We start from the raw sequence: 26,767 nt of genomic DNA, 5'->3' as shown, positions 1-26,767 counted from the left end.
TCCGGCCGGTGGGCCGGGTGGCGGTGGTACCGGGTTCTTTTCTTGTCCCGAGGCCCCTTCGGTCTGGTTCCTCGGAAGACGGCTCGGTCTTCCGGGAAAACAGAAGGGCCGCGGATCCCGGGTGGGGTTCCGCGGCCCTGAAGGCGCCGGTCTGATCATGGATCAGACTGGATCGCTCCAGGGTTCGAGCCCACGGAAGGCCCACATCGTGTGGTGCTGCGTCGTCTGCTTCCGGATTCCGGCACCGGCCGCCGCGGAGGCATAGGCCGTGGCCTGTGCCGTCGCTACTGCTTCCAGTGCCTTGGTCGGTCGCTCATTGCCCTCACGCACGGGAAGCGCGTCGAAGGACAGGAGGGCAGCCGGACGGATGGCGCTGACGCCAGACAGACCGGTGCCCGGGTTCGAGAAGCCGAGCAGGCAGGTGGAGACGACCGAGCGATCGGTCATTTTCACGGTGCTGACGGAGCTGGTGTTGATGCTGATCACTGGAATCGCCTCCTCTCGGCGTCTAAGGGACCGGCGCGGGCCGGTCCGACGGCTTTCAAGTACAACACGGAACCAGGACCTTCGAGAAGGCCGCTGCTTTCGTGCTTTAGAACCTATGGGGATTGCCGGGCCCGGCGCAAACTATTTTTTCGACGAGTTCGTGTCAGTGCCCGCCATCGTCGTCCGTGCTCTCCTCGCCCACCATCTGACCTGCGCAAATGGCGAGCACATCGGAGCCGAAGGCGCGAAATTTCCGTCGTCCGACACCCGGGACACGGGACAGCTCCACCTCGTCGTCGGGCGCGGACTCGGCGATGGCGATCAAGGTCTTGTCGGTGAAGACGCAGAACGCGGGCTGGCCGAGCGCGGCCGCGGTGCGGGCCCGCCATGCGAGGAGCCGCTCGTACAGTCCCTCGTCCATGTCGGAGGGGCAGTCCTCGCAGCGCATCAGCTTCATCTCGCCCGCTTCGAGGGTGTGCCCGCACACGCGGCAGCGGGCGACCTTGCGGTCGACTCTGCGCCGGGCGCCCTCCAGCGGCTCTCTGCGCGCCGCGCGGGTCCCGTGCTCGACGCCGGCGGCGCCGCCGCGCGCTCCCCGCCCCGCGACCCCGGTGGAGCCGGGCCGCAGTCCGTCGAGGAAGCGGCTCGGCCGACGCGTGGGACGGCCGCCCGGTGAGCGGGACAGCGCCCAGGACACCGACAGGTGCAGGCGGGCGCGGGTCACGCCGACGTACAGCAGCCGGCGCTCCTCCTCGATCTGCTCGTCGGTCTTGGCGTAGGTGATCGGCATCATGCCCTCGGCGACGCCGACCAGGAACACGGCGTCCCACTCCAGGCCCTTGGCGGCGTGCAGCGAGGCGAGGGTGACGCCCTGGACGGTCGGGGCGTGCTGGGCGGCGGCCCGCTCGTCCAGCTCCGTCATGAAGTCGGTGAGGGTGGCGTCCGCGTGGACCCGCGCGAAGTCCTCCGCGAGCCGGGCCAGCGCGGCGAGCGACTCCCAGCGCTCGCGGACGGCGCCCGAGCCCGCGGGCGGTTCGCTGGACCAGCCCTCGCCGGAGAGCACGGCTCTGACCTGTGAAGGAAGGTCCACGGCCTCGTCGAGTCCCGCGTCGTTGCCCCCGAAGCGGGCGGCGGCGCGCAGGGCGTGGCCCGCCTTGCGGACCTCGGGCCGCTCGAAGAACCGCTCGGCTCCGCGCAACTGGTAGGGCACTCCCGCGTCGGCGAGGGCCTGCTCGTAGATCTCGGACTGGCTGTTGGTGCGGAACAGGACGGCGATCTCGCCGGCGGCGACCCCGGAGTCGATCAGCTCCCGGATGCGGCGGGCGGCGCCCTCGGCCTCGGCGGGCTCGTCGGGGTACTCGCAGTACAGCGGCTCGGGGCCGGCCTCACGCTGCGAGATCAGCTCCAGGCGGTGCTCGGCGGCCCGCCCGCTGGCGCGCGCGAGGACGCCGTTGGCGAGGTGGACGACCTGGGGCGTGGAGCGGTAGTCGCGGACGAGCTTGACGACGGTGGCGCCGGGGTGGCGGGTGCGGAAGTTGAGCAGGTGGTCGGGGGTGGCTCCGGTGAAGGAGTAGATGGTCTGGCTGGCGTCGCCGACCACGCACAGGCTGTCCCGGTCGCCGAGCCAGAGGTCGAGCAGGCGCTGCTGGAGGGGGCTGACGTCCTGGTACTCGTCGACGACGAAGTGCTGGTACTGCGCGCGGATCTGCTCGGCGATGTCGGCGCGGTCCTGGAGGATGCCGACCGTCAGCAGCAGCACGTCCTCGAAGTCGATGACGGAGCGGTCCCGCTTGAGCGTCTCGTAGTCGGCGTAGATCTGGGCGATCTCGCCGGGGTGACGCGGGGTCTCGCGGCCCGCCTTGTGGGCCGCCGCCGCGTAGTCGCCGGGGACGGTCTGGGTGACCTTGGACCACTCGATCTCGGCGGTGACGTCACGCAGCTCGCCGCGGTCGAGACGGATCCGGGAGGCCGCTGCGGCGTCCGCGACGAGCTGGAGCTTGCGGTCGACGAGCCTCGGCAGCTCGCCACCGACCGCCTTGGGCCAGAAGAACTGGAGCTGGCGCAGGGCCGCTGAGTGGAAGGTACGGGCCTGCACTCCCCCGGCGCCGAGCTGGCGCAGCCGGCCCCGCATCTCGCCCGCGGCGCGGTTGGTGAAGGTGACGGCGAGCACCGTGTTCGGCTGGAGTATCCCGGCGCGGACGCCGTACGCGATGCGATGGGTGATCGCGCGCGTCTTGCCGGTGCCTGCGCCCGCGAGCACACACACCGGACCGTGCAGGGCCGTCGCCACAGCGCGCTGCTCGGGGTCGAGGCCCTCGAGCACCGCGTCCGGCGAGTCCGGGACCTGTGGGAACAGGGTGGAGTGCGTTGCTGCTGTCACCCCGCCATGCTGCCAGGTCGCCGGGGGCGGGTGCGCCGGGTTGTCCACAGGGTGCGGGTGCCAGTCGTATTTATCCGCGTGACGTGCGGGAAAGCGCGTGACGTACGGGGGCCGTCGCCGTCCCGGGTACGTGCGGGAACGGTCGCCCTCCCGCCTGCGTGCGGGAATGGCCGCCGTCTCGCGTACGTTCGTCTGAATGCGAACACGCATCCCCAGCCATGAAGGAGCGCGAGGAACATGCCGGGCACTGTGACGATGTACAGCACCACGTGGTGCGGCTACTGCCAGCGGCTGAAGAAGCAGATGGACCGCGAGGGCATCGCGTACACGGAGATCAACATCGAGCACGACCCGGAGTCCGCCGCGTTCGTGGAGAAGGCGAACGACGGCAACCAGACGGTCCCCACGGTCCTCTTCGACGACGGTTCGACGCTGACCAACCCCTCGCTGGCGCAGGTCAAGCAGAAGATCGGCGCCTGACCCGCCCCGCCCCCTCGTTCAGAAGCCCGCTGCCGTGCGCATACGCGCGTGGCAGCGGGCTTCTGTGCGTCTACCGGCGGGCACTCACAGCGCGTCGCTGGGCTTCGGCAGCGGCTTGCCGTACCAGAGTTCGATCAGCCGGGCCGCGATCGAGATCCCGTAAGGAGGCATGACCTCGCCGGAGTCGAACGCGGCCCGCAGGTCGTCGCGGGAGAACCAGCGGGCCTCGTGGATCTCGTCGCCGTCCACGTTGATCTCGGTGGAGGTGGCCTGGGCCATGAAGCCGAGCATGAGGCTGGAGGGGAACGGCCAGGGCTGGCTGGCGACGTACTGGACGTCCCCGACGATCACGCCGGCCTCCTCCCGGACCTCGCGCCGCACGGACTGCTCGATGGACTCGCCGGGCTCGACGAAGCCGGCGAGCGTCGAGAAGCGGCCCTCGGGCCAGTGCACCTGGCGGCCGAGCAGGATGCGGTCCTGGTCGTCCGTGACGGCCATGATGACGGCCGGGTCGGTGCGCGGGTAGTGCTCGGCCCCGCAGGCCGGGCAGCGGCGGATGTGACCCGCGGCGGCGATGACGGTGCGTTCGCCGCAGCGGGAGCAGAAGCGGTGCAGTCGCTGCCAGTTCTCCAGGGCGACGGCGTGCACCATGAGGCCGGCGTCCCGGGGCGAGAGCAGGAGGCCCGCCTCGCGCAGTCCGGCCGGGCGCGCGGACTGGTCCATGCGCCCGGGCAGGGTGTCCTTCTGGAGCGCGAAGTAGCTCACGCCGTCGTCGTCGGTGCCCAGGAAGTAGCGGTGGGCCTCGGTGAGGGGCGCCTCGAAGGACGGCGTCATCACGAGTTCCGTCGCGCCGTCCGGTGTCTCGTCGACGAGCACCTGACCGCCGGAGACCACGAAGACCCGGGTCGTGGGGTGGCTCCACGCGGCGGCGAGCCATGCCTCGTCGAGGCGGTGGTGCGCGGCGCGGTCGATGCCGCTCGGCGCGGCGAGCGACAGGGGCCGGTCGGCGGCCAGTTCGGCGGTGCGGTCGGTCCAGGTGGTCACGGGTGCTTCCAACTCCCCCGGTGGAATGGGTGGTTCGGCAGGCGGTTCGGCGGGACGCGCGACAGGACGCGTGCGGGGTGGCTCGTTCAGGCGTCGTCCGCCCAGTTGTCCGCGAGATCGCCCCACAGGTGTGCGGCCGTCTCGACGCCCTTCATCAGCAGGTCGAGCTCCACCTTCTCGTTGGGGGCGTGCCAGCCGTCGGAGGGCACCGAGATGCCGAGGAACAGGACGGGCGCCTCCAGGACGTCCTGGAGGTCGGCGGCGGGCCCGGAGCCTCCCTCGCGCGTGAAGCGGATCTTCTGCTCGAAGGCGCGCCCCATGGCTCGTACGACGGACTGCAGCGCGGGGTGGTCCAGCGGGGTCAGACAGGGGCGGGTCGCGGCGCCGAAGGTGATCGTGTGGCTGATGCCGGCCGGCAGTTGTTCGGCGACCCAGGCGGTGACGGCCTTCTCCACGTGGTCGGGGTCCTGCCCTGCGACCAGGCGGAAGGAGAGCTTCAGCATGGCGGAGGACGGGACGATCGTCTTGCCGCCGGGGCCCTGGTAGCCGCCGCCGATGCCGTTGACCTCGGCGGTGGGGCGGGCCCAGATGCGCTCCAGGGTGGTGTGACCGGACTCACCGTAGGTGGCGTGCGACTTGGCGGTGCGCAGCCACTGCTCCTCGTCGAAGGGAAGCTCCGCGAAGAGTTCGCGCTCGCGGTCGGTCAGCTCGACGATGCCGTCGTAGAAGCCGGGGACGGCCACGCGCGCGTGCTCGTCGTGGAGCGCGGCGACGAGGCGGGCGGCGGCGGTCGCCGGGTTGGGCACGGCGCCGCCGAACGAGCCGGAGTGGATGTCCTGGTCCGGCCCGCGCAGCTCGATCTCGCAGTCGGCGAGGCCGCGCATGCCGGTGCAGACGGTCGGGGTGTCCTCGGACCACATGCCGGTGTCGGAGACGATCACCGCGTCGGCGGCGAGCCGGTCCTTGCGCTCCTCGATGAGCGCCCGGAAGTGCGGGGAGCCGGACTCCTCCTCGCCCTCGACGAGCAGCTTGAGGTGGACCGCGGGGGCGGTGCGGCCGGTCGCGGCGAGGTGGGCGCGCACGCCGAGTGTGTGGAAGAACACCTGCCCCTTGTCGTCGGCGGCCCCGCGCGCGTGGAGGCGGTTGCCGATGACGACGGGCTCGAAGGGCTCGGTGTCCCAGCCGTCCTCGCGGGCGGCGGGCTGGACGTCGTGGTGGCCGTAGACGAGCACGGTGGGCGCCTGCGGGTCGTCCGAGGGCCACTCGGCGAACACGGCGGGGGCGCCGGGCGTCTCCCACACCTCCGTGGTCACGAAGCCCGTCTCGGCCAGTTTCGCGGCGAGCCAGTCGGCGCTGCGGCGCACGTCCGGTGCGTGGTCGGGCTGGGCGGAGACGGAGGGGATCCGCAGCCACGCGGCGAGGTCGTCGAGGAACGCTTCTCGGTGGTCCTCGATGTACGCACGGACGGTGCTGACGGCGCTGTCAACGGGCTTGCTCATGTCCACGAGCCTAGTCCCCCGCAGGAGTGCGCTCGTCCGTCGGCTCCGCCGCCGCCTCGTCCGCCTCCCGCGGCTCCCCGCTCAGCAGCCGCTCCAGCTCGGCCCGCCCGGGCAGCCGCCGCGGCCGCGCCGTCTCACCAGTGCGTACGTACAGGAAGGCGGCGCTCACCTTCTCCAGCGGCACGCCCTGCTGCTCGGCCCAGGCCAGCCGGTAGACGGCGAGCTGGAGCGGGTCCGCGGTCTTCAGATGCCCGGTCTTCCAGTCGACGATCTCGTACGTGGCGTCGTCGCCGTCGCCCTCCTTGTAGACGGCGTCGATCCGGCCGCGTACGACACGGCCCGCGATGGCCAGCTGGAACGGCAGCTCCACGCGGTGGGGTGTGCGGTGGGCGTAAGGAGTGCGCTCGAAGGCTTCCTTGAGGACTTCCAGGTCGCGGGCGTCGGCGATCTCCGCGTCGCTGCCGGGCAGGTCCTCGGGGTCGTGCAGGGGCAGGCGCAGTTCTTCGAAGCGGGACTCGACCCAGGCGTGGAAACGGGTGCCCTGGCGGGCCGCCGGCTGGGGCGGGCGGGGCATGGGCCGGGCGAGGTCCTGGGCGAAGCCGTCCGGGTCGGCGGCCATGCGCAGCAGTTGCGACGCGGTCAGCGAGTGCGGCACGGGGACCTCGCGGACGGCGGCGCGGGCGCGCAGCAGTTCACCGGCGAGGGCGTCGAGGTCGCGGTCCCAGGAGTCGATCGTGCGGGACTCCTCCGGAGTGAGGAACATCTCGGGGGCGGGCGCGGGGTGCGGGACGGCCGGGGCGTGCGGCGCGGACTCGGGCACGCGCGCGTGGGCGTGCGTTTCCGCCGGGTGCGGGGTGGCCTCCGGCACGCGCGCGTGGGGGGCCGGGGTCGGGTGAGGGACCGTCGGGCGCTCGGTGGGGAGGCTCTCCCAGTCGGCGGCGCCGGCCTCCTCGTACGGGGGCTCGTCGTCGTAGGGCGGCTCGTCCAGGAGGTCGTCGGCGGGCGGGGGCGGCCAGTCCGGGTCCTCGAAGGGCGGTTCGTCGGGGGTCGCGGGGTGGCTCTCGGTGTGGGCGCGGCTCTCGGTGTGCGCGGAGCCGCCCGCGTGCTCCCTGATGCGGTCCAGGTGGGCGAGGACGGTGTCGGCTGCGGCGCGGCGGCGGGCGAGGGAGGTCTCGTCGAGCGGCAGCGGCCACGCCTGCTCGGCGGCGGACTCCTGGAGGGCGGGGTTCTCGGCGTCCTCCGCCGGCTCGTCGGCCCATGCCTCGATCTCGCCGTGGCCCGCGACGCAGTGGTCGTACAGCGCCTGGAGGAAGTCGGAGGGGCCGCGCTTCTTCTTCTGCGAGGGGCCCCACCAGTGCCCGGAGCCGAGCAGCAGGGAGCGCGGGCGTGTGAACGTCACGTATCCGAGGCGCAGTTCCTCGGTGTGCTGGTGGTCCTTCATGTCGGCGTGGAACGCCTTGATGCCCTTGGCGTCCCAGGTCTCGACGTCGGGCAGGGTGGCGGCGTCGCCGCGCAGCGCGTGCGGCAGCACCTTGCCCTGGGCGGTCCACTTCTCGCGGCCCTGGGTGCTCGGGAACGTGCCGGCGACGAGGCCGGGGACGGCGACGACGTCCCACTCCAGTCCCTTGGACTTGTGCGCGGTGAGCACCTTCACGGTGTTCTCGCCGCCGGGCAGCGCGTTGTCGAGGCCCTTCTCGTACTGGGCGGCGGTGCGCAGGAAGCCGAGGAAGGCGAGCAGGGTGGCGGAGCCGTCGTCGGCGGCGAAGGAGGCCGCTGTGTCGAGGAAGTTGGACAGGGTCTCGCGGCGCCGGGCGGCCAGGGCGTGCGGCGACGCGGACAGTTCGACCTCCAGGCCGGTGACGGCGAGGACGCGGTGCAGGACGTCCATGAGGGGGTCGGACAGGGAGCGGCGCAGTTCGCGCAGTTCGGTGGCGAGGCGGGCGAAGCGCACGCGCGCGTCCGGCGAGAACGGCAGCCCGTCGTCGTCCCCGTCGGCCTGCGCGGAGGTCTCCAGGAACGTGTCGAGCGCGTCGGCGAGCGATATCACCTCGGCCGGATCGACCCCCTCCACGGCTTCGGCGAGACGCCGGTCGGGGTCGTCGTCGCCCCCGCGCGCGTGGGAGACGAGCAGGCGGGCGCGGCGGCCCAGCAGGGCGAGGTCGCGCGGGCCGATGCGCCAGCGCGGGCCGGTGAGCAGGCGGACCAGCGAGGCGTTGGCGCCGGGGTCCTGGAGCACTTCACAGACGGCGACCAGGTCGGCGACCTCCGGCAGATGCAGCAGCCCGGACAGGCCGACCACTTCGACGGGGATGTCGCGGGCGACGAGCGCGCCCTGGATCTGGGCGAAGTCGGCGGCGGTGCGGCACAGCACGGCGATCTCGCCGGGCGGGGTGCCGGTGGCGACCAGATGGGCGATCGAGCCGGCGAGCCAGTCGATCTCCTCGGCGTGGGTGGGCAGCAGCGCGCAGCGCACGACGCCGTCGCGCTCCGCGCCGGGGGCCGGGCGCAGTGCCTCCACGCCCGCGTGCATGGCGCGCAGCGGCTCCGCCAGCCCGTTGGCCAGGTCGAGGAGGCGGCCGCCGCTGCGGCGGTTCTCGCTGAGGGCGAAGCGGGTGGCGGGGCTGCCGTCGGCGTGGGCGAAGTGCTGGGGGAAGTCGTCGAGGTTGGCGACGGAGGCGCCGCGCCAGCCGTAGATGGCCTGGCAGGGGTCGCCGACCGCGGTGACGGCGTGGCCGGTGCCGCCGCCGAACAGGCCGGCGAGCAGGATGCGCTGGGCGACGGAGGTGTCCTGGTACTCGTCGAGCAGGACGACGCGGAACTCGTCCCGCATGATCTCGCCGACTTCGGGGCGGGTGTCGGCGAGGGTGGCGGACAGGGCGATCTGGTCGCCGAAGTCGAGGACGTCGCGCGCCCGCTTGGCGTCGCGGTAGCGGGTCACCAGCTCCGCGAGTTCGATCCGGGCGGCGGCGGCCTCGGGGACCTTGCGCAGGTCGGCGTTGCTGAGTCTGACGCCGTCGAGCGCGCGCAGCAGTTCGTGGTCGTGGGCGCGCAGCCGCTGCGGCGGCACGAGGTGCTCGGCCAGCTCTCCGTCAAGGGTGAGGAGGTCGCTGACGAGGTCGGCGAAGGAGCGGGTGAGGGCGGGGTAGGGGCCCGGCGCCTCGCGCAGCACGCGCGCGGCGAGCTGGAAGCGGGTGGCGTCGGCGAGCAGCCGGGTCGAGGGCTCCAGGCCGATGCGCAGCCCGTGGTCGGTCAGCAGGCGGCCCGCGAACGCGTGGTAGGTCGAGATGACGGGCTCGCCAGGCGGGTTGTCCGGGTCGAGGGTGTCGGGGTCGGTGACGCCGGCCTTGATCAGCGCCTTGCGGACGCGCTCGGCCAGCTCACCGGCCGCCTTGTTGGTGAAGGTGAGGCCGAGGACCTGCTCGGGTGCGACCTGGCCGGTGCCGACCAGCCAGACCACGCGCGCGGCCATCACCGTCGTCTTGCCGGAGCCGGCTCCGGCCACGATCACCTGCGGGGCGGGCGGCGCGGTGATGCAGGCCGTCTGCTCCGGGGTGAACGGGATGCCGAGCAGCTCTTTGAGCTGCTCGGGGTCGGTGAGGCGTGTGGTCACCTCACCGAGGCTAACCGGCACCACTGACAGCGCCCGCCCGTCCGGCCCCGAAGGCGGCCGGCGCCGCTCCCGCGAGCGGCGTCACTCCACCACGTGGCGCCCCTCGGCCCGTGCGCTGCACGAGGCGCGGAAGGCGCAGTGCGTGCAGTGTTGCCCGGTGGTCGGCGCGAACCGTTCGTCGAGCACCTTCCCCGCGGCCGTGGCGAGCAGGTCCCCGACCCACTCCCCCTCCAGCGGCGGCTGCGCCTGCACCCGGGGCAGGGTCTCACCGCCGTCCTTCTTCGGGGCGCCCTGGCGGAGCTGGACGAGTTCGGCGCCGCCGGGGTGGGGGCGGGCGCCGTCGAAGACGTCGTCGACGGCGCCTTCGCGGACGGCGAGCTGGTAGACGGCGAGCTGCGGATGGCGGTCGACCTCGGCGGCGCTGGGCGCCTGTTTGCCGGTCTTGAAGTCGACCACGTAGGCGCGGCCTTCGGTGTCGGCCTCGACGCGGTCCATGGAGCCGCGGATGCGGACCTCGTACGAGCCTGCTTCGAGGGTGACGTCGAAGCCGTGCTCGCTGGCGACGGGGGTGCGGCCGGAGCGGTCCATGACGTGCCACTGGAGGAAGCGTTCGACCGCCACGCGCGCGTGCTCCTTCTCCTGCTGCGACTTCCAGGGCGCGTCGAAGGCGAGCGCGTCCCACACGGAGTCGAGGCGTTCCATGAGGACGTCGAGGTCGGCGGGGGTGCGTCCGGAGGCGACCTCGTCGGCGAGGACATGGACGACGTTGCCGAAGCCCTGGGCGGCGGTGGCGGGGGCGTCGGCCTTGACCTCGCGGCCGAGGAACCATTGCAGGGCGCAGGTGTTGGCGAGCTGGTCGAGGGCGCTGCCGGAGAGCACGACGGGCTGGTCGCGGTCGCGCAGGGGGACCTTGCTCTCGGTGGGCTCGTACATGCCCCACCAGCGGTAGGGGTGCGCGGCGGGTACGAGGGGCCGGCCGTCGTCGTCGCTGAGCGCGGCGAGGCGGGCGAGGCGCCGGGCGGCGGCTTCCCGCAGGGCGTCGGAGGCGCGGGGGTCGACGGTGGTGGCGCGGAGTTCGGCGACGAGGGCGGCGACGGCCAGCGGTCTGCGGGGGCGGCCGGTGACGTCCTGGGGTTCGACGCCCAGCTCGGTGAGGAAGCGGGAGGGCTGGTCGCCGTCGTCGGCGGGCGCCTTCACCGCGGTGACGACGAGCCGCTCGCGCGCGCGTGTGGCGGCCACGTAGAACAGGCGCCGCTCCTCGGCCAGCAGGGCGCCGGGGGTGAGGGGTTCGGCGAGTCCGTCGCGGCCGATGCGGTCGGCCTCCAGGAGGGAGCCGCGGCGCCGCAGATCGGGCCAGAGCCCCTCCTGGACGCTCGCCACGACGACGAGCCGCCACTCCAGGCCCTTGGAGCGGTGGGCGGTCATCAGGCGTACGGCGTCGGGCCGCACGGTGCGGCCGGCGAGGGTGTCGGCGGCGATGTCCTGCGCGTCCAGCTCCTCCAGGAAGTTGCGGGCGCCACTGCCGCCGATGCGCTCCTCCGCGCGCGCGGCGACGGCGAACAGGGCGCACACGGCGTCCAGGTCCCGGTCGGCGTTGCGGCCGGCGGCGCCGCCGCGGCGGGCGGCGCGCTCCAGCCGCTGCGGCCAGGGCGTGCCGTTCCACAGCTCCCACAGGGCCTCTTCGGCGGTGCCGCCCTCGGCGAGTGTGGCGCGGGCGGCGGCGAGCAGCGCCCCGAGGCGTTGCGCTCCGCGCGCGTAGGCGGGGTCGTGCAGCGCCAGCCGCTCCGGCTCGGCGACGGCGCGGGCGAGGAGGTCGTCGGAGGGCGGCGGCACCGGGTTGCCCGCCGCGCGCTCCTCCTCCCGCAGGGCGCGCCCCAGGCGGCGCAGATCGGCGGCGTCCATCCCGGCGAGTGGGGAGGCGAGCAGGTCGAGGGCGGTCTCGGTGTCGAGCCAGCAGGTGTCGTCGGCGGTCTCCGCGGGGCCGTACGAGACCGCTTTGAGGGCCGTCAGCAGGGGCGCGACCGCCGGTTCGTGGCGCAGGGGCAGGTCGTCGCCGTCGATGTCGAGCGGGACGCCCGCCGCGGTGAGGGCGCGGCGCATGGCGGGGATGCTGCGGGAGCCGGCGCGGACGAGGACGGCCATGTCGCTCCAGGGGAGGCCGTCCTCCAGGTGGGCGCGGCGCAGGATGTCCGCGATGTTGTCCAGCTCCGTCCCGCTGGTCGGGTAGGTGTAGACCTCGGTACGGCCGCCTTCGCGCGCGGGGGCGAGCTGCCGGTGGGCACGGACCTTGTCGGCGGGCAGCCGGGTGAGGGGCATGCGCTGGGTGACGCGCCGGGTGGCTTCCAGGAGGGCGGCGCCGGAGCGGCGGGACGTGGTGAGGACCTCGACGGGCGCGGGCGTGCCGTCCGCGCGCGGGAAGTCGGCGGGAAAGTCGAGGATGCCGTTGACGTCGGCGCCGCGGAACGCGTAGATCGACTGGTCCGGGTCACCGAAGGCGACGAGGGTGCGTCCGCCGCCCGCGAGGGCGTGCAGGAGCCGCACCTGGGCGGGGTCGGTGTCCTGGTACTCGTCGACGAAGACGGCGTCGTAGCGGGCGGCCAGCTCCTCGGCGACGCCCTGGCTGCGGGCCAGCAGGACGGCCCGGTGCACGAGTTCGGCGTAGTCGAGGACGCCGCGCATGTCGAGCACGTCCAGGTACTCGGCGAGGAAGGTCGCGGCGGCGCTCCAGTCGGGGCGCCCGATACGGCGCGCGAAGGCGTGCAGGGCGGCGGGCGCGAGGCCCAGCTCACGGCTGCGGGCGAGGACGGCGCGGACCTCGTCGGCGAACCCGCGCGTGGTGAGGCAGGCGCGCAGTTCGTCGGGCCAGCGGACATGGGCGAGCCCGGCCTGCTCCAGGTCGATGTGCCCGGCGAGCATCTCGCGCACGGTGACGTCCTGCTCGGGACCTGACAGCAGGCGCAGCGGTTCGGCGAACAGGTCGGCGTCCTGGTGGGCGCGGACGAGCGCGTAGCAGAACGAGTGGAACGTGGTGGCCTGCGGGGAGCGGGCCGCCCCTATGCGCAGCGCCATCCGGTCGCGCAGTTCGACGGCGGCCTTGCGGCTGAAGGTGAGCACGAGGATGCGCTCGGGGGCCGTGCCGTGGTCGATGCGCGCGGCGACGGATTCCACCAGCGTGGTCGTCTTGCCCGTGCCCGGTCCGGCGAGCACCAGCAGCGGTCCGTGACCATGGTCAACCACCGCCCGCTGCCGTGCGTCCAGACGAGGGGGGTCCAGCGGCGCCGGCGGGGTACGTACCAGCCGGTACGCGCCGGGGACCCCCTGTCGTACCTGAGGGTGCGACAGGTGCCTGGTGGACGAAGTGGGGCTCACGTGGATCGCTGGTCCTGGTGGGTGTGCTGGTGGTCGGAGCGCCGTCCGTGCGGGACGGCGGCTGAGGGGTGAAGGAGGTGGCCGTCATCGGCGGTGCCGTCGACGCTACGCCGTCGAGTGTGGCGGAAGCGGGGCTTCCGTCGCGTCTCCCGTGTGTCCCCCGGCACGGATGTGCCCGTTCTCACGAACGCTCGGGGACGGCCCGTGGTGCCCCTCCCGCCCCGGTTCCCCCGTACGGGCCACCAGCCGCCCGCCCACGCGCGCGATGGCCGAAGCTGTCACGTGTGAGCTTCCGTACGCGGCCGGCCGTCCCAGCGCGCGCGTCTCATGTCCAGGCGCGGCACATGGCCCTCGGCGGCCCGGGACGCCTCGCGCAGCGGCGTGCCCTCGTCGCGGTAGTGGCCGAGCGCGCGCAGTTCGTGGCCGGGCAGGAGCTGCCCGTCGGCCCGCACCACACGCCACCACGGCACGGCACTTCCGTACAGCGCCATCACGCGGCCCACCTGGCGCGGTCCGCCCTCCTCAAGCCACTCGGCGACGTCGCCGTAGGTCATGACGCGGCCGGGCGGGATCAGCTCGGCGACCTCCAGGACCCGCTCCGCGTACTCGGGCAGCTCGTGCGCCGGCCCGCTCTCCTCGCTCATCCGTCCCATCCTGCCGCACGCCACCGACAACGCGGGCGGAGACGGCGGATGCCCTGTGGAGAGAGACACAAGAAGGCGCTTGCCGACGACTTCCTGCATCACGAATGCACCCTGATGCCCCTCTACGGCGACGGGACATGCCACCATCGTGCGGGCGGTGACTGGTGATACGAGATCGACACGAGACGACGGAGCAGCAGAGCGTGCACCCCGACGACGCGGAGGGCACTTCTGTGACACCGGCGCGCCCTGAGGAGGCGGACGGCACGTCCGCGGACAAGGAAGCCAAGCCGGCCCGCCACGAGGAGCCGCTGCACGACCCGGACTGCGTGGACGCGCACGCGCACGCGGAGCAGGTCGACGGCGACGAACCGCTGCTCCCCGCGCGCGTGCATCGCCCGTCCGACCTGATGCGCCTCCTGGTGGGGGTGCTGGCGGTCGTCGTACTGCTAGCCATCGCCGCCTTCGCGCACGGCACGACGTCGGGCTTCGCGCAGGACATCAACAAGGGCACGGGGCAGGCCCCCGACCTGCTGAGCAAGTTCGCGGGGCTGGCCTCCAGCATCGCCATCCTGCTGGTGCCGGTCGCGTTCGCCATCGAGCGGCTCATCAAGCGCGACGGGCTGCGGATCGCGGACGGCGTGCTCGCCGCCGTGCTCGCGCACGGGGTGACGCTCGCCACCGACCTGTGGGTCGCCAAGGCCGCGCCGCAGTCCATCCAGGACGCGCTGACCAAGGTGTCGCCCGGTGACATCCACGCGCTCACCGATCCTGTGCACGGCTATCTGGCGCCCGTGATCGCCTATATGACGGCTGTCGGGATGTCCCGGCGACCACGCTGGCGTGTCGTGCTGTGGGTGGTGCTGCTGCTCGACGCGTTCGCCATGCTGGTCACCGGCTACACGACACCGTTCTCGATCATCCTGACGATCCTCATCGGCTGGACCGTCGCCTACGGCACGCTGTATGCGGTCGGCTCGCCGAACGTGCGGCCCACCGGGCAGACCCTCCTGGCCGGCCTGCGGCACGTCGGCTTCCACCCGGTCAGCGCCTCCCGCGAGGAGGCACACGAGGGCACCACGGAGAACGGCGACCGTGGCCGGCGCTACTTCGTCACCCTGGAGGACGGCCCTCCGCTCGACGTCACCGTCGTCGACCGCGAGCAGCAGGCGCAGGGGTTCTTCTACCGCGTATGGCGCCGTCTGACACTGCGCGGCATCACCCAGCGGCGCAGCCTGCAGTCGCTGCGCCAGGCCCTCGAGCAGGAGGCGCTGCTCGCCTACGCGGCGATCTCCGCCGGGGCGAACGCGCCGAAGCTCATCGCCACCTCCGAACTGGGACCCGACGCGGTCATCCTCGTCTACGAGCACATCGGCGGCCGTTCCCTGGACGCGGTGCCGGACGAGGAGATCACCGACGAGCTGCTGCGCGACACCTGGCACCAGGTGCGCGCCCTCCAGTCGCGCCGGATCGCGCACCGGCGCCTCGCGGGCGACGCGCTTCTGGTGGATCGTTCCGGCACGGTGTTCCTCACCGATCTGCGCGGCGGCGAGATCGCGGCCGGGGATCTGTTGCTGCGCATGGACATCGCGCAGATGCTCACCACGCTGGGCCTGCGCGTGGGCGCGGAGCGGTCCGTGGCCTCCGCGGTGGGCGTCCTCGGCCCCGACGCGGTCGCGGACTGTCTGCCGATGCTCCAGCCGATCGCCCTCACCCGCACCACCAGGGCCACGCTGCGCAGGCTGGGGCGGGAGCGCGCCCAGCGCGAGCGCGAGGCCGTCCTGGAGGCGTCCGGCCGGGCCAAACAGGCCCGCCTGGAGGAAGCCGCCGAAGCCGCGGACGTGACGCCCGCGCGCGCGGACAAGAAGGCGGAGAAGAAGAGCGAGAAGAAGTCCGAGAAGGCCGAGCGGCAGGCCGAGAAACGGGCCATGGACGAGGCGCTGGAAGAGGCCCGCGAGGAGGACCTGCTCACCCAGATCCGCCACCAGGTGCTGCGCATCCGCCCCCAGGCGCCGGTCGAGCCGGCCCGTCTGGAGCGCATCCGGCCACGCACCCTGATCAGCTTCATCGCCGGTGCGATCGGCGCGTACTTCCTGCTGTCGCAGCTCACGCACATCGACTTCGGGCAGATCGTCGGCGAGGCGGAGTGGGGCTGGGTCGGCCTCGCGGTCGTCTTCTCCGCGCTCAGTTACGTGGCCGCGGCGATGAGCCTGTTGGGCTTCGTGCCGGAACGCGTGCCCTTCATGCGGACCGTCGCCGCCCAGGTCGCCGGTTCGTTCGTCAAGATCGTGGCGCCCGCCGCCGTCGGCGGTGTCGCGCTGAACACCCGCTTCCTGCAACGCGCCGGGGTCCGCCCCGGGCTCGCCGTGGCCAGTGTCGGCGCCTCGCAGTTGTTCGGCATGTGCAGCCACATCCTGCTGCTGCTCACGTTCGGCTACCTCACGGGGACGGAGAAGACGCCGTCGCTGTCGCCGTCCCGGACCGTCATCGCGGGTCTGCTGACGGTGGCGGTCCTCGCTCTTGTGGTGACGTCGATCCCGTTCCTGCGGAAATTCGTCGTCACGCGCGTGCGGTCACTTTTCGCCGGTGTCGTGCCGCGCATGCTCGACGTGCTCCAGCGCCCCCGCAAGCTCGTCACCGGCATCGGCGGCATGCTGCTGCTGACCGCCTGCTTCGTGATGTGCCTGGACGCGTCGATCCGCGCCTTCGGCGACGACACGACGAGCCTGAGCCTGGCCAGCGTCGCGGTCGTCTTCCTCGCGGGCAACGCGCTCGGCTCCGCGGCCCCCACCCCCGGCGGTGTGGGCGCGGTCGAGGCGACGCTGACGGTCGGTCTGATCGCGGTCGGGCTGCCCAAGGAGGTCGCCGCCCCGGCCGTGCTGCTGTACCGCCTGCTCACCCTGTGGCTGCCGGTGCTGCCCGGCTGGCTGTTCTTCAACCACCTCACGCGCAAGGGCGCCCTTTAGGGCCTGTCCTTCGGATCATGCCGGGGTCGCGGGCCCCTGAACGCCCTTCAGTGTGTCCTCACCCGCACAGCCCGCAGCCCGAGCGCCGCGCATCCGGGGCCCGCAGGATGGGAGGCATGCTCATGCCGCCCCGCGCCGCCGCCCTGGCCGTCACCGCCGCACTGCTGTCCGCCTCGCTCTCCGCATGCGGTGAAGAGGCCCGGGACGACACCGATCTGCCGTCCCAGAAGCTCGCGTGGAAGGACTGTCCGGCGCCCGCGGATTCCGAGGGCGGGGGCGCCGCGCCCTCCCCTCTGCCCGGCGGCGCGGACTGGCAGTGCGCCACCATGAAGGCGCCCCGGAACTGGAGCGACCCCAAGGGCCCCACGATCGACCTCGCGCTGATCCGCGCGCGTGCCGACGGGCCGCCCGCCAAGCGCGTCGGCTCGCTCGTCTTCAACTTCGGCGGCCCCGGCGGCTCGGGCGTCACCACGCTGCCCGCTTTCGCCGGCACGTACGCGAAGCTGCGCGCCCGCTACGACCTCGTCAGCTTCGACCCGCGCGGGGTGGGCCGCAGCGCCGGTGTCACCTGCGAGAGCGACAAACAGCTCGACGACTACTTCCAGCAGGACGCGATCCCCGACACCACCGACGAGCAGCACGAACTCCTCGACAACATCAGGACGTTCAACAGGGCCTGCGCCAAGAACTCCGGGCCGATGCTCCCCCACGTACGCACCACGGACGCGGCCCGCGACATGGACCTCATGCGGCAGGTGCTCGGCGACGACAAGCTGCACTACTTCGGCATCTCCTATGGGACCGAACTGGGCGGCGTCTACGCGCATCTGTTCCCCAAGAAGCTCGGCCGGGCCGTGTTCGACGGCGTCGTCGATCCCACGCAGGGCTCGGAACAGGGCGCTCTCGGCCAGGCCAAGGGGTTCCAGCTCGCGCTCGACAACTACGCGAAGGACTGCACGTCCAAGGCAGAGGACTGCCCGGTCGGCGACACGCCCCAAGAGGTCGAGCAGAAGATCGCCAAGCTGCTCAAGGAACTGCGGGAGAAGCCGATCCCGGGCGTCTTCCCCCGCGACCTCACCCAGACCGCCGCCACCAACGGCATCGCCCAGTCCCTGTACTCGAAGGACTTCTGGGAGTACCTGACCGAAGGGCTCCAGGCGGCCTACGACGGCGACGGCAAGATCCTCATGCTGCTGTCCGACTCGATGAACGGCCGCAACGAGGACGGCAGCTACAGCAATATGCAGGCCGCCAACATCGCCATCAACTGCGCCGACGACAAGGCCCGCCCCACGCCGAAGGACGTCGAGGCGAAGCTGCCCGAGTTCCGTGCCGCCTCTCCCCTGTTCGGCGACTATCTGGCCTGGGGCATGCTCAGTTGCACGGACTGGGCCGTGGACGGCGCCGCCGCTCACCCGGACGTCTCCGCCCCCGGCGCGCCCCCGATCCTCGTCGTCGGCAACACCGGAGACCCGGCGACACCGTACGAGGGCGCGCGGAAGATGGTCGACGCGCTGGGCAAGGGGGTCGGTGTCGAGCTGACGTACAAGGGGCAGGGGCACGGCGCCTACGACAGCGGCAACCGGTGCGTGGTCGGGGCCGTAAACCGATATCTCCTCGACGGCAAGACCCCGGAAGAGGGAACGGTTTGTTCGTGATCGCCGAGTTGTCCACAGGCTCGGGCGGTTGCCAGTGACCGCTCCTACGATGGCCTGACCGCCTCACGAGACGAGGCGGCCGAGGGGGGATGTGCCGTGAGGACAAAGACTGCGCGGGCGCGGACAGGCGCACGCACACGGAAGTTCAGGCTGCGCTGCGTGGGTGTCGCGTACGGGAGCGAACTGGGCGGCGTCCACGCCCACTTGGCCCCTGAGAAGGGGGGCCGGCTGATCCTGGACGCGGCCGCCGGCCCCGAGGGGCACGGTGCGTACGGCTCGGGCGGCTCGGGCGGCTCGTGCGGCTCGGGCGTGGGCTTCGCGGTGGACGCCCCTCTACTGGAGGGTCGAATACCGTGCGACGACACGGTGTGCGCCTGACCTGCGGGGCGCGGGAGACTCCACAAGGGCCCGACATGCCGGACGGGCCCCGCGCGCTCGGCGCGAGGCCCGTCCGAAACCGTCAGCTCAGGCACCGACCGAGGGCCGTGCCGGGCGGCCCGCTCGGGGCGAGGGGCCGCGTGGGGGCGGTCCAGTGGATCTAGTAGACCGGCTTGTCGGGCTCGATCTGGTTGACCCAGCCGATGACGCCGCCGCCGACGTGCACGGCGTCCGAGAAGCCGGCGGACTTCAGCACGGCGAGGACTTCCGCACTGCGGACACCCGTCTTGCAATGCAAGACGATCTTCTTGTTCTGCGGAAGCCCCTCAAGGGCGGTGCCCATGAGGAACTCGTTCTTGGGGATCAGCTTGGCGCCCGGGATGGAGACGATCTCGTACTCGTTCGGCTCGCGGACGTCGATGATCTCGATGCTCTCACCGTCGTCGATCCACTCCTTGAGCTGCTTGGGAGTGATCGTCGAGCCGGCGGCCGCCTCCTGAGCCTCCTCGGACACGACGCCGCAGAAGGCCTCGTAGTCGATCAGCTCGGTGACGGTCGGGTTCTCGCCGCAGACCGCGCAGTCGGGGTCCTTGCGGACCTTGACCTGGCGGTACTGCATCTCCAGGGCGTCGTAGATCATCAGGCGGCCGACGAGCGGCTCACCGATGCCGGCGAGCAGCTTGATCGCCTCGTTGACCTGGATGGAGCCGATGGAGGCGCACAGCACACCGAGGACGCCGCCCTCGGCGCAGGAGGGCACCATGCCCGGCGGCGGGGGCTCCGGGTACAGGCAGCGGTAGCACGGCCCGTGCTCGGACCAGAACACCGAGGCCTGGCCGTCGAAGCGGTAGATGGAACCCCACACGTAGGGCTTGTTGAGCAGCACGCACGCGTCGTTGACGAGGTAGCGCGTGGCGAAGTTATCGGTGCCGTCGACGATCAGGTCGTACTGGCTGAAGATGTCCATCACGTTGTCGGCTTCGAGCCGCTCTTCGTGCAGGACGACGTTCACGTACGGGTTGATGCCGAGGACCGAGTCCTTCGCGGACTCCGCCTTGGAACGGCCGATGTCGGCCTGGCTGTGGATGATCTGGCGCTGCAGGTTCGACTCGTCGACCTCGTCGAACTCCACGATGCCCAGCGTGCCGACGCCCGCTGCGGCCAGGTACATCAGGGCCGGGGACCCGAGGCCGCCTGCGCCCACACAGAGCACCTTGGCGTTCTTCAGCCGCTTCTGCCCGTCCATCCCGACATCCGGGATGATCAGGTGGCGGGAGTACCTGCGGACCTCGTCGACGGTGAGCTCAGGAGCTGGCTCGACCAGGGGTGGCAGCGACACGGAGACCTCATTAATGCAGCTGGTCGGTATCTACGTACGGATGTTCCGTCTGTAACACTGCCACGCCCTTCTTCATTCCGAGACACCCGGTCCGATGCGCGAGACGATCTCGTCCCAGTACCCGGGCATGGCCTCCCAGGGGGCTCCGGCGCCGTCGCGGTCCGTGCGGTCGGTGAAGTAGATCGTGCCCGCGCCCTGCCAGCGCGCGATGCGCAGCGCCTCCTCCAGGTGCCCGCCGGGCATGCCGTGGACGAAGTGGCAGAACTTCTCGGGCGGGTAGTCGGCGGTCCACTCGGCCACCTGCGACCAGCGGTAGTCGCTCCAGGGTCCGCAGAACGTGACGAGCTGGTCGGCGGATTCGGCGTACCCCGGGTAGGGGTGGGTGCCGTGGCCGAGGACGAGGTGGGCGCCGTGGACGAGGGCGCGCAGGGTGGTGGCGGTCCGCCGGACCTCGGGGAGCACGGCGCGCTCGGTGGGGCAGCGGTCGAGGAAGAAGCCGTCGACCTGGTACCAGTCGAGGAAGCGGTGCGCGTCGGAGACGAGTTCGCCGAACGAGCGGGCGCCGTAGGTCATGTCGAGGTGGCCGAGGACGCGCACGCCCGCGTTCCGCAGCCGGCCCGCGGCTTCGAGGCAGTGCGGGTCGGGCCGGGCGCCGGGGCCGCCGGCGACGTTGAGGACGACCCAGTGCAAGGGGGTGGTGGGACGGGTGAGTTCGGCCCATTCGGTGGGGGCCACGAGGGGGTGCGCGAAGCCGGGGATGCCGAAGCCGAGTCGTACGTCGGTGCTCGACAGGCCGGTCGCGGTGGGGGTCAGATACGGCATGCCGCCTCCATCCAGATGTCGGCGAGGGATTCTTCGAGGTTGATGCGGGGGCGCCAGCCGAGCCGGTCGCGGGCGGTGCGCACGTCGGCCTGCTGCCAGCTCCCGCATCCGTCGGGGTACGGGTACGCGGCGGGCGCGGGGTGCATCCCGTGGTCGGACTCGGAGCGCGGGTGCCCGATGGTCGGCCGCAGGGGGACGGCCGGCGCGTCGAGTTCGTGGAGGGCGCCGCCGAATCCGGCGACGCGGGCGAGGACGGACGCGGCGTCGCGCAGGCGGACGGCGCGCCCCGAGCCGATGTTGATGACGCCCTGCGCGGCGGAGAGCGAGGCGGCGTGCACGGCGCGGGCGACGTCGCGTACGTCGATGAAGTCGCGCTGCGCGCCGAGGCCGCCGAGCTTGAGTTCGCCGTCGCCGGACTGCATGGCGCGCCGCATGGCCTCGGCGAGCCGCCCGAGCGGGGAGCCGGCGGGTGTGCCGGGTCCGGCGGGCGAGAAGACGCGCAGGACGACCGCGTCGAGGCCGGAGCCGAGGACGAGTTCGGTGGCGGCGAGCTTACTGACGCCGTACGGGCCGCCGGGGCGGGGCACCGCGTCCTCGGCGGTGGACGAGCCGGGCTGGGAGGGGCCGTACTCGGCGCCGCAGCCGATCTGGACGAGGCGGGCGCCGCAGCCGCTGCGGCGCAGGGCCTCGCAGACGGTGGCGACGGCGACGGTGTTGTGCCGGGTGAGTTCGCGGGCGCCGCCGCGGGTGGCGCCCGCGCAGTTGATGACCACCCCGGGGTGCACGGCGTCGAGGAACCGGGTGAGCGCGCCCGGGCTGCCGGTGGCGAGGTCGAAGCGGACGTCGGCGTCGTCACCGCGGCCGAGGGCGGTGAGCTGGACGGCGGGGTCGGCCAGGAGACGGTCGGCGACGAAGCGGCCGAGGTATCCGTTGGCCCCGATCAGCAGAACCCTCATCGGGCACCTCCCCGGGTCCGCGTTCCGCGTGCCGTGCGCGCGGGGCACCGGTCATGGTTTCCGCGCTGCCCGTGAGGTCCGGAGTATCCGGCGTATCCGGTGCCTCCGGGAGGAGGGGTGGTCATCTGGCGTTCTCCTTAGGGGTGTTGCCGTGGGTCGTTCATCGGTTCCGCGGTGTCGGCCCCGCGGGAGAGGGGTGGTACGGGTCATGCGGTGGCGGGCGCGTGCGGCGCGTGGCCCGCCGGGCGGCCCGGGAGAGTGCGGGGTGCGGCCGGCGGCCTGCGGCGCGGGAGCGTCACGGTCACCGTGGCGCCGCGGCGCGGGTTCCCGGCGGGGGCGGTGCCGGGGGCCGGGGCGCGCGGGGGCGTGGTCGTGCTCGCGGGCGCGGTTTCCGGGCCGGCGGGATGGGTGGTCTCGGGCCCGGGTGCGGGGTCGGCGGTCGCTGCTGCGGGGTCGGCGGCGGGGGCTGCCGGGAGGGCGGTCTCCGCTGAGGGCGCGGGTGCGGAGTCGGCGGCCGGGACTGTCCGGTGGGCTGTCGCCGCCCCGGGGTCGGCGCCCGAGGCGTCCGGGTGGGCGGTCACCGCCGTGGGCACGGGCGCGGTTGCCGGGGGCGCCGGTTGGGCGGCGGGCGCGGGCCCGGTTGCCGGGGGCGTCGGGTGGGCGGGGAGCGTGATCGTCGTCGTGGGGGTGCGCCGGGCTGCGGGGATGGGGCGGGGGCGTGTCACGGGGTGCCTCCGGCCGGGGCGTCGGGGCACGCGTGGGCGGAGGCACGCGTGAGGGTGCGCACCGCGTGGACCAGCAGGGCGAGGGCGGCCGCCGCGCACACCGTGGCCGGGACGATCCCCGCGCCGGCCGCGTCCACGGCTGTCTCGACCGGGACGCCCACGGCGGCGCAGCCGGGCAGGCGGGCGGCGAAGACCCCGGCGAGGGCCAGGGCTTCGGCGGCGGCGGCGATCCCGAGCACGACGTTCGGGGCGTGGCCGCGGCCGTGGGCGGTGAGCAGTCGGGCGAGGAACAGGAGGACACCGAGGGAGACGGCGCTCGCGTAGTGCGCGTCCCGGCCGAGCAGGAACCCGGCCAGGGCGAGCAGCCCGGACAGCGCCAGGGCGAACAGGGCGACGGAGCCGAGGAGCAGGGGCCGGGCCGACGCGGCGAACTCGGCGAGGCCCCGGCTCGTGGCGAGGCGGCGGCGCGTTCCGGACCGGAAGATCCCGGCGCACCACGTCGCGGGCGCCACGGCGAGATAGAGGCCGAGGAGCGGGGCGGTGGAAGGGGCCCACGCCCCGTCGGGGCCACCGCCGAGGGCGGCGTCGAGGAGCCCGTCACCGAGGACGGCGTAGCCGAGCAGCCACCAGACCCGGACGCGGGTCGCGGGGGTGACGGAACCCTCGGGGGCGTGCAGCGGGCCCCGGCGCAGGGTGGCGTGCAGGGCGGCGGCGAGACAGCAGGTGCCGACGACGGCGACAGAGAGGTGCGTGAACCGTGTGGTGGCGTCCAGTGCGAGGAGGAGCAGTGCGCAGACAGCGCCGGGCAGCAGGGCGAGCACCGCCCACGCGCCACGCGGGCCGCCGGTGGGCGGGGCGGGGGTGAGAGGGGCGAGGGTGTCCTGTTCGCCGTCGCGGGGGACGCGGGCGTACATCTCTTCGGCGAGGGCGAAGACGTCCTTGTGCCGGTAGCGGGCGGCGGTGCGATCGGTCACGCCGTGGGCTTCGAGGCCGGCGGCGATCTCCAGCGGGTCGACGGCACGTTCGCACAGCTCGCGGTGGCGGTGCATCAGGACCTTCACCGGGTCCGCGCCGGTACGGCGGTGCGGGGTGCGAGGCTTGGCGGGGGCGGGAACAGAGGCCGGGGCAGGAGTGGAGGCCGGGGCAGGAGTGGAGGCTGAGGCCGCCGCGTCCGGCTGCCAGGAGACCGACTCCCCCGGGCCCAGCGGCCCGGAGCCCGGTTCTACGGAGTCCGCCTTCGCGGAAGCGTGCTGCGCCGAGCCCGGCTGCCCGGGGCCCGGCTGCGCGGGGTCCGGCTGCGCGGGGTCCGGCTTCGCGGAGTTCGGCTTCGCGGAGTTCGGCGTCCCGGGGTCCGGCTTCGCGGGCGGGGCCGCTGCCTCGGGCGCGTGGAGTTCGACCTGGGTGGAGAGAGACGCCGGTCGGGGCGCTGATTCGGACGCCGACCCGGACACCGGTCGGGCCGCTGATTCGGACGCCGGCCTGGAGGCGGGCTCGGACGCCGGTCCGGGCGCAGCTTCGGACGCTGACTCGGAGGTCGCTCCGGACGCAGGCCCGGAGCCCGGGTTGGACGCAGGCCCGGAGCCTGGGCCGGAGGCGGGCTCGGAACTCAGGTCGGAGGCGGGCTCACAGGCAGGTCCGGAGTCAGGCTCACAGGCAGGCCCGAAATCGCGCTCACTGACGGGTCCAGAGTCAGGCTCACAGGCAAGCCCGGACACGACCTCACTTCCCGGCTCGGAGTCGCCGGAGTCGGCGGAGTCGGCCGGGGCGGCGGCGTGCTTCTCGGTGCTGCCGGACGCCGCCCCCGTGCCGGACAGCGCGGGCAGTTCGTCGAGCAGGGCCGTGTGGAGGGCCTGCGCGGAGTCGGCTCCCCAGGCCCCGGCGCCGACCGGCACCCTCGGGATGTCCGTGCCGACGCCGCCCTCGGGCGTGCGCCCGGAGCCGGTCGTGCCGTCGTGGCGGTTCATGCGTCTGCCTCCCCTCGACCCGGGGTCGCTCCGGCCAGTTCGCCGGGTCCTCCGTGCTTTTCGTCGCCGTGCCGGGCGTCGGCATCGGCGTCCGACGTCCGGCCGGGCGTCCGCGTATCGGCAGCACGGCCGGTGAGCCAGGCTCCGCCCCGGGCACCGCCGGAGGCCGACGCCGTCCACCGTCCGGGCACGTACGCCTCCAGGGGGTGGGCGAAGGGCACGGGCTCCCCCGCGTCGTCCACGGCCTCCCGGCGTACCGGACAGCGAGAGACGATCTCCAGGTAAATGCTGTGAAATGCCATGATGTTCTGTTCGACGGTGAAGAGTTCGAGGGCGCGGGCACGGGCGGCGGCGCCGAGCCGTTCACGGCGGGCGGAGTCGCGCAGGAGCGCGAGGCATGCTTCGGCGAGCGCCTTGGGATTGCGCGGCGGTACGACGAGGCCGGTGCCGCCGATGACCTCGACGACGGCGCCGACGTCCGTGGAGACGGTCGCGCGCCCGCAGAACATCGCTTCGACGAGACTGATCGGGAAGCCCTCGACGACGCTGGACAGGACGACGACGCTGCCCGAGCCGTAGACCTCGGCGAGGTCGGGGGCCTCAGGGCCGCCGAGTTCCTCGAAGGAGACGGGGTTCTCGCCGATGGCGTGGATGCCCTCGGCCTCGTCGGGGAACAACTGGGCGGCGAGGGCCTTGCAGTGCCCGAGATAGACCTCGGCCTCCTGGTCGCAGGCGAGCGGCGCCCCGCCCAAGCCCTGCCCCTGGCCCGCCCCCGGAACCACGCCGGACCACGTGCCACCCCCGTTGACGCCCGGGACAACCCCCGCGCCCCCCACACAGGCACCGGCACCGGAACTGGCACCGAAGCCTGCACCGGTGACCGCCACCCCGCCCCCGGCCACCGAACCGCCGACACCACCCCCACCAGCCACACCGAACCCACCAGCACCACCGGCTCCCGTACCACCGAGCCCACCAAACCCAACGACCCCACCGGCACCGCCACCGATCCCGGCCCCCCCGAAACCCGCCCCCGCATCGCCCCCGGCGCTCACACCCCCGCCGCTCTCCCCGAAGCCACCGGCACCACCGGCACCCGCGAGGCCGCCGAAACCACCGACACCCCCGGCACCCCCGGCACCCCCGAGCCCACCGGCACCACCAACGCCCCCGAAGCCCGCCCCAAGACGGCCGCCCGCCCCAAGACGACCACCAGCGACGCCCGTCGGCATCGCGCCCACGATCCGCAGCCGGGCCTTCGGTTCCTCCTTGCGGATCTCGGCGAAGGCGTGCAGCAGGGAGATCAGGTCCTTGGAAGGATCGATACGCCCGACCCAGACCAGCGTGTCCGGGTCGCCCGGCTCCTCGCGCTCCCCGACCTCGGCGAAGCGGGACGCGTCCATCCCGGGGTGGACGGTGCGCAGCTTGGCGCGGTCGGCGCCGCACCGTCCCTGCCAGCGGCGGGCGTGCGCGTTGCCCGGGGTGATGACCGCGGCCTGCCGGTAGATCTCGGCGGCCAGGCGGCCGTGGAAGGCGGCGAGGAGGGCGCGGACCGGGGCGCTGAGTTCGGCGTCGCCCGCCGCGATGTAGCGGGCCCGGAGCTGGACCCCGTACTCCGTGACGAGCAGGGGGACGCCGAAGAACCGCTTGGCGATCAGGCCGGGCAGCGCCGCCGCGCCGCCGGACGTCGCGTGGCACAGGTCGACGGAGGCGAGGCCGCCGCCGTCCGGGGCGCCGGAGCGGTCCTCGTACCAGTCGAGGGAGAGGGGGCGCAGGGTGCGCTCGACGTGCCCGGCGAAGGTGAGCAGGTCAGGGACGCGGGCGGCGCGGGCAGCCCGCAGGGCGCCGGGGGCCCGGCAGGCGCGCTCCAGGATGCTCACGGCGGCCTCGGAACGCAGCGCGGGCCCCAACCCGCCGACGTCCCGGGCCAGCTCCGCGAGCCCGTAGAGCGCGTTGGCGAAACGGTCCGCCTGCTCGGCGGAGCCGTCCCCGGAGCCACCGGAATCGCCCCCGAAGACGGCACGGGAGGCGAACCCGGAAACGCCACGCGCCCCGGAGGTCCGCCCCGACCCCGCGCCCATACCCGCGCCCGCGCCCCCATCTGCCCCGGCCGCGCCACCGGCCCCGCACACCACGGCCTCGACCAGTTCCCGGTACAGGGCGGTGAACCGGCGGCGGCCGCGCCGGCCGAGCGTCCCGCCGTCGCCGCCGGGCCCGCCCGGGCCGGTCGTGGCGCCGGACCACAGGGGCGCGGTCCGCACCTGGACGACGTGCGGCGGCAGTTCGAGCCGGCCCGCGTCCTCCTGCTCCTGGCTGCGGCTGAGCGCGTAGATGTCGAACTCGTGCTGCTTGAGCCCGCGCACGAGCCGGTCGCACCAGAGTCTGGCCTCACCGCTCACATACGGATAACCACCCTCGGTAAGCAGTCCGATGCGCACGCGCACACC

Annotated in this window: 17 protein-coding genes; 4 read left to right on the top strand and 13 right to left on the bottom strand. The window is 73.3% G+C overall.

Annotation, left to right across the window (positions count from 1 at the left end; translation table 11 throughout):
- Window positions 1-162 precede the first annotated feature (162 nt).
- Both ACZ7LY_RS06070 and ACZ7LY_RS06065 read right to left on the bottom strand, forming a co-directional pair.
- The gene (locus ACZ7LY_RS06070) at window positions 163-486 is read right to left on the bottom strand and encodes a hypothetical protein (protein ID WP_471623312.1); all 324 of its coding nucleotides are present in this window, start codon (window positions 484-486) and stop codon (window positions 163-165) included.
- Between the two features lie 163 nt (window positions 487-649).
- Window positions 650-2,866, bottom strand: a complete 2,217-nt coding sequence (locus tag ACZ7LY_RS06065; protein ID WP_471623311.1) for an ATP-dependent DNA helicase UvrD2 — start codon at window positions 2,864-2,866, stop codon at window positions 650-652.
- A 237-nt stretch (window positions 2,867-3,103) separates the two neighbouring features.
- Between ACZ7LY_RS06065 and ACZ7LY_RS06060 the strand changes: the two genes are divergently transcribed.
- Window positions 3,104-3,346 carry a mycoredoxin gene (locus ACZ7LY_RS06060; RefSeq protein ID WP_471623310.1) on the top strand — a complete coding sequence of 81 codons (243 nt, stop codon included), beginning with the start codon at window positions 3,104-3,106 and terminating at the stop codon, window positions 3,344-3,346.
- A gap of 84 nt (window positions 3,347-3,430) precedes the next feature.
- Here the strand turns inward: ACZ7LY_RS06060 and nudC are convergent, their stop codons facing one another.
- From nudC to ACZ7LY_RS06035, 5 genes are all read right to left on the bottom strand, one after another.
- On the bottom strand, window positions 3,431-4,390 hold the full coding sequence (gene nudC / locus ACZ7LY_RS06055; RefSeq protein WP_471623309.1) for an NAD(+) diphosphatase: 960 nt from the start codon (window positions 4,388-4,390) through the stop codon (window positions 3,431-3,433).
- An 86-nt stretch (window positions 4,391-4,476) separates the two neighbouring features.
- The gene (locus ACZ7LY_RS06050; RefSeq protein ID WP_471623308.1) at window positions 4,477-5,889 is read right to left on the bottom strand and encodes a dipeptidase; all 1,413 of its coding nucleotides are present in this window, start codon (window positions 5,887-5,889) and stop codon (window positions 4,477-4,479) included.
- A 10-nt stretch (window positions 5,890-5,899) separates the two neighbouring features.
- Entirely contained in the window at window positions 5,900-9,499 is a 3,600-nt protein-coding gene (locus ACZ7LY_RS06045; protein ID WP_471623307.1) for an ATP-dependent DNA helicase, read from the bottom strand.
- Window positions 9,500-9,580: 81 nt separating this feature from the next.
- Window positions 9,581-12,868, bottom strand: a complete 3,288-nt coding sequence (locus ACZ7LY_RS06040; protein ID WP_471623306.1) for an ATP-dependent helicase — start codon at window positions 12,866-12,868, stop codon at window positions 9,581-9,583.
- A 278-nt stretch (window positions 12,869-13,146) separates the two neighbouring features.
- Window positions 13,147-13,512, bottom strand: coding sequence for an MGMT family protein (locus ACZ7LY_RS06035; RefSeq protein ID WP_471623305.1), 366 nt, complete (start codon window positions 13,510-13,512; stop codon window positions 13,147-13,149).
- A gap of 164 nt (window positions 13,513-13,676) precedes the next feature.
- Here ACZ7LY_RS06035 and ACZ7LY_RS06030 point away from each other — a divergent pair, with 164 nt between their 5' ends.
- The 3 genes from ACZ7LY_RS06030 (at window position 13,677) to ACZ7LY_RS06020 (ending at window position 18,514) form a co-directional block, all read left to right on the top strand.
- Entirely contained in the window at window positions 13,677-16,478 is a 2,802-nt protein-coding gene (locus ACZ7LY_RS06030) for a lysylphosphatidylglycerol synthase transmembrane domain-containing protein (protein WP_471623304.1), read from the top strand.
- Window positions 16,479-16,594: 116 nt separating this feature from the next.
- Window positions 16,595-18,136 (top strand): alpha/beta hydrolase, encoded by a 1,542-nt coding sequence (locus tag ACZ7LY_RS06025; RefSeq protein ID WP_471623303.1) that lies wholly within the window; start codon window positions 16,595-16,597, stop codon window positions 18,134-18,136.
- A gap of 159 nt (window positions 18,137-18,295) precedes the next feature.
- Window positions 18,296-18,514 (top strand): hypothetical protein, encoded by a 219-nt coding sequence (locus ACZ7LY_RS06020; RefSeq protein ID WP_471623302.1) that lies wholly within the window; start codon window positions 18,296-18,298, stop codon window positions 18,512-18,514.
- A 160-nt stretch (window positions 18,515-18,674) separates the two neighbouring features.
- Here the strand turns inward: ACZ7LY_RS06020 and moeZ are convergent, their stop codons facing one another.
- The 6 genes from moeZ to ACZ7LY_RS05990 all read right to left on the bottom strand — a co-directional run bounded on the left by moeZ (window position 18,675) and on the right by ACZ7LY_RS05990 (window position 26,758).
- Window positions 18,675-19,853: an adenylyltransferase/sulfurtransferase MoeZ gene (gene moeZ / locus ACZ7LY_RS06015; protein ID WP_471623301.1), complete on the bottom strand. Its 1,179-nt coding sequence runs from the start codon at window positions 19,851-19,853 to the stop codon at window positions 18,675-18,677.
- Window positions 19,854-19,925: 72 nt separating this feature from the next.
- Window positions 19,926-20,675 carry a spherulation-specific family 4 protein gene (locus ACZ7LY_RS06010; protein ID WP_471623300.1) on the bottom strand — a complete coding sequence of 250 codons (750 nt, stop codon included), beginning with the start codon at window positions 20,673-20,675 and terminating at the stop codon, window positions 19,926-19,928.
- Window positions 20,663-21,631 carry an NAD-dependent epimerase/dehydratase family protein gene (locus tag ACZ7LY_RS06005; protein WP_471623299.1) on the bottom strand — a complete coding sequence of 323 codons (969 nt, stop codon included), beginning with the start codon at window positions 21,629-21,631 and terminating at the stop codon, window positions 20,663-20,665. Before ACZ7LY_RS06005 ends, ACZ7LY_RS06010 begins: the two co-directional genes overlap by 13 nt.
- 206 nt (window positions 21,632-21,837) lie before the next feature.
- A complete protein-coding gene (locus ACZ7LY_RS06000) occupies window positions 21,838-22,356 on the bottom strand; it encodes a hypothetical protein (protein WP_471623298.1) in 519 nt (172 codons plus the stop codon).
- On the bottom strand, window positions 22,353-24,320 hold the full coding sequence (locus ACZ7LY_RS05995) for a hypothetical protein (protein WP_471623297.1): 1,968 nt from the start codon (window positions 24,318-24,320) through the stop codon (window positions 22,353-22,355). Before ACZ7LY_RS05995 ends, ACZ7LY_RS06000 begins: the two co-directional genes overlap by 4 nt.
- The gene (locus ACZ7LY_RS05990; protein ID WP_471623503.1) at window positions 24,317-26,758 is read right to left on the bottom strand and encodes a DUF3492 domain-containing protein; all 2,442 of its coding nucleotides are present in this window, start codon (window positions 26,756-26,758) and stop codon (window positions 24,317-24,319) included. The genes ACZ7LY_RS05995 and ACZ7LY_RS05990 overlap by 4 nt, the downstream gene beginning before the upstream one ends.
- Between the last annotated feature and the right edge of the window lie 9 nt (window positions 26,759-26,767).

It is taken from the genome of Streptomyces sp. NPDC107550, from assembly GCF_055639095.1.
The sequence above is the reverse complement of the archived record's forward strand: the minus strand, read 5'-3'. Positions and strand labels throughout refer to the sequence as shown.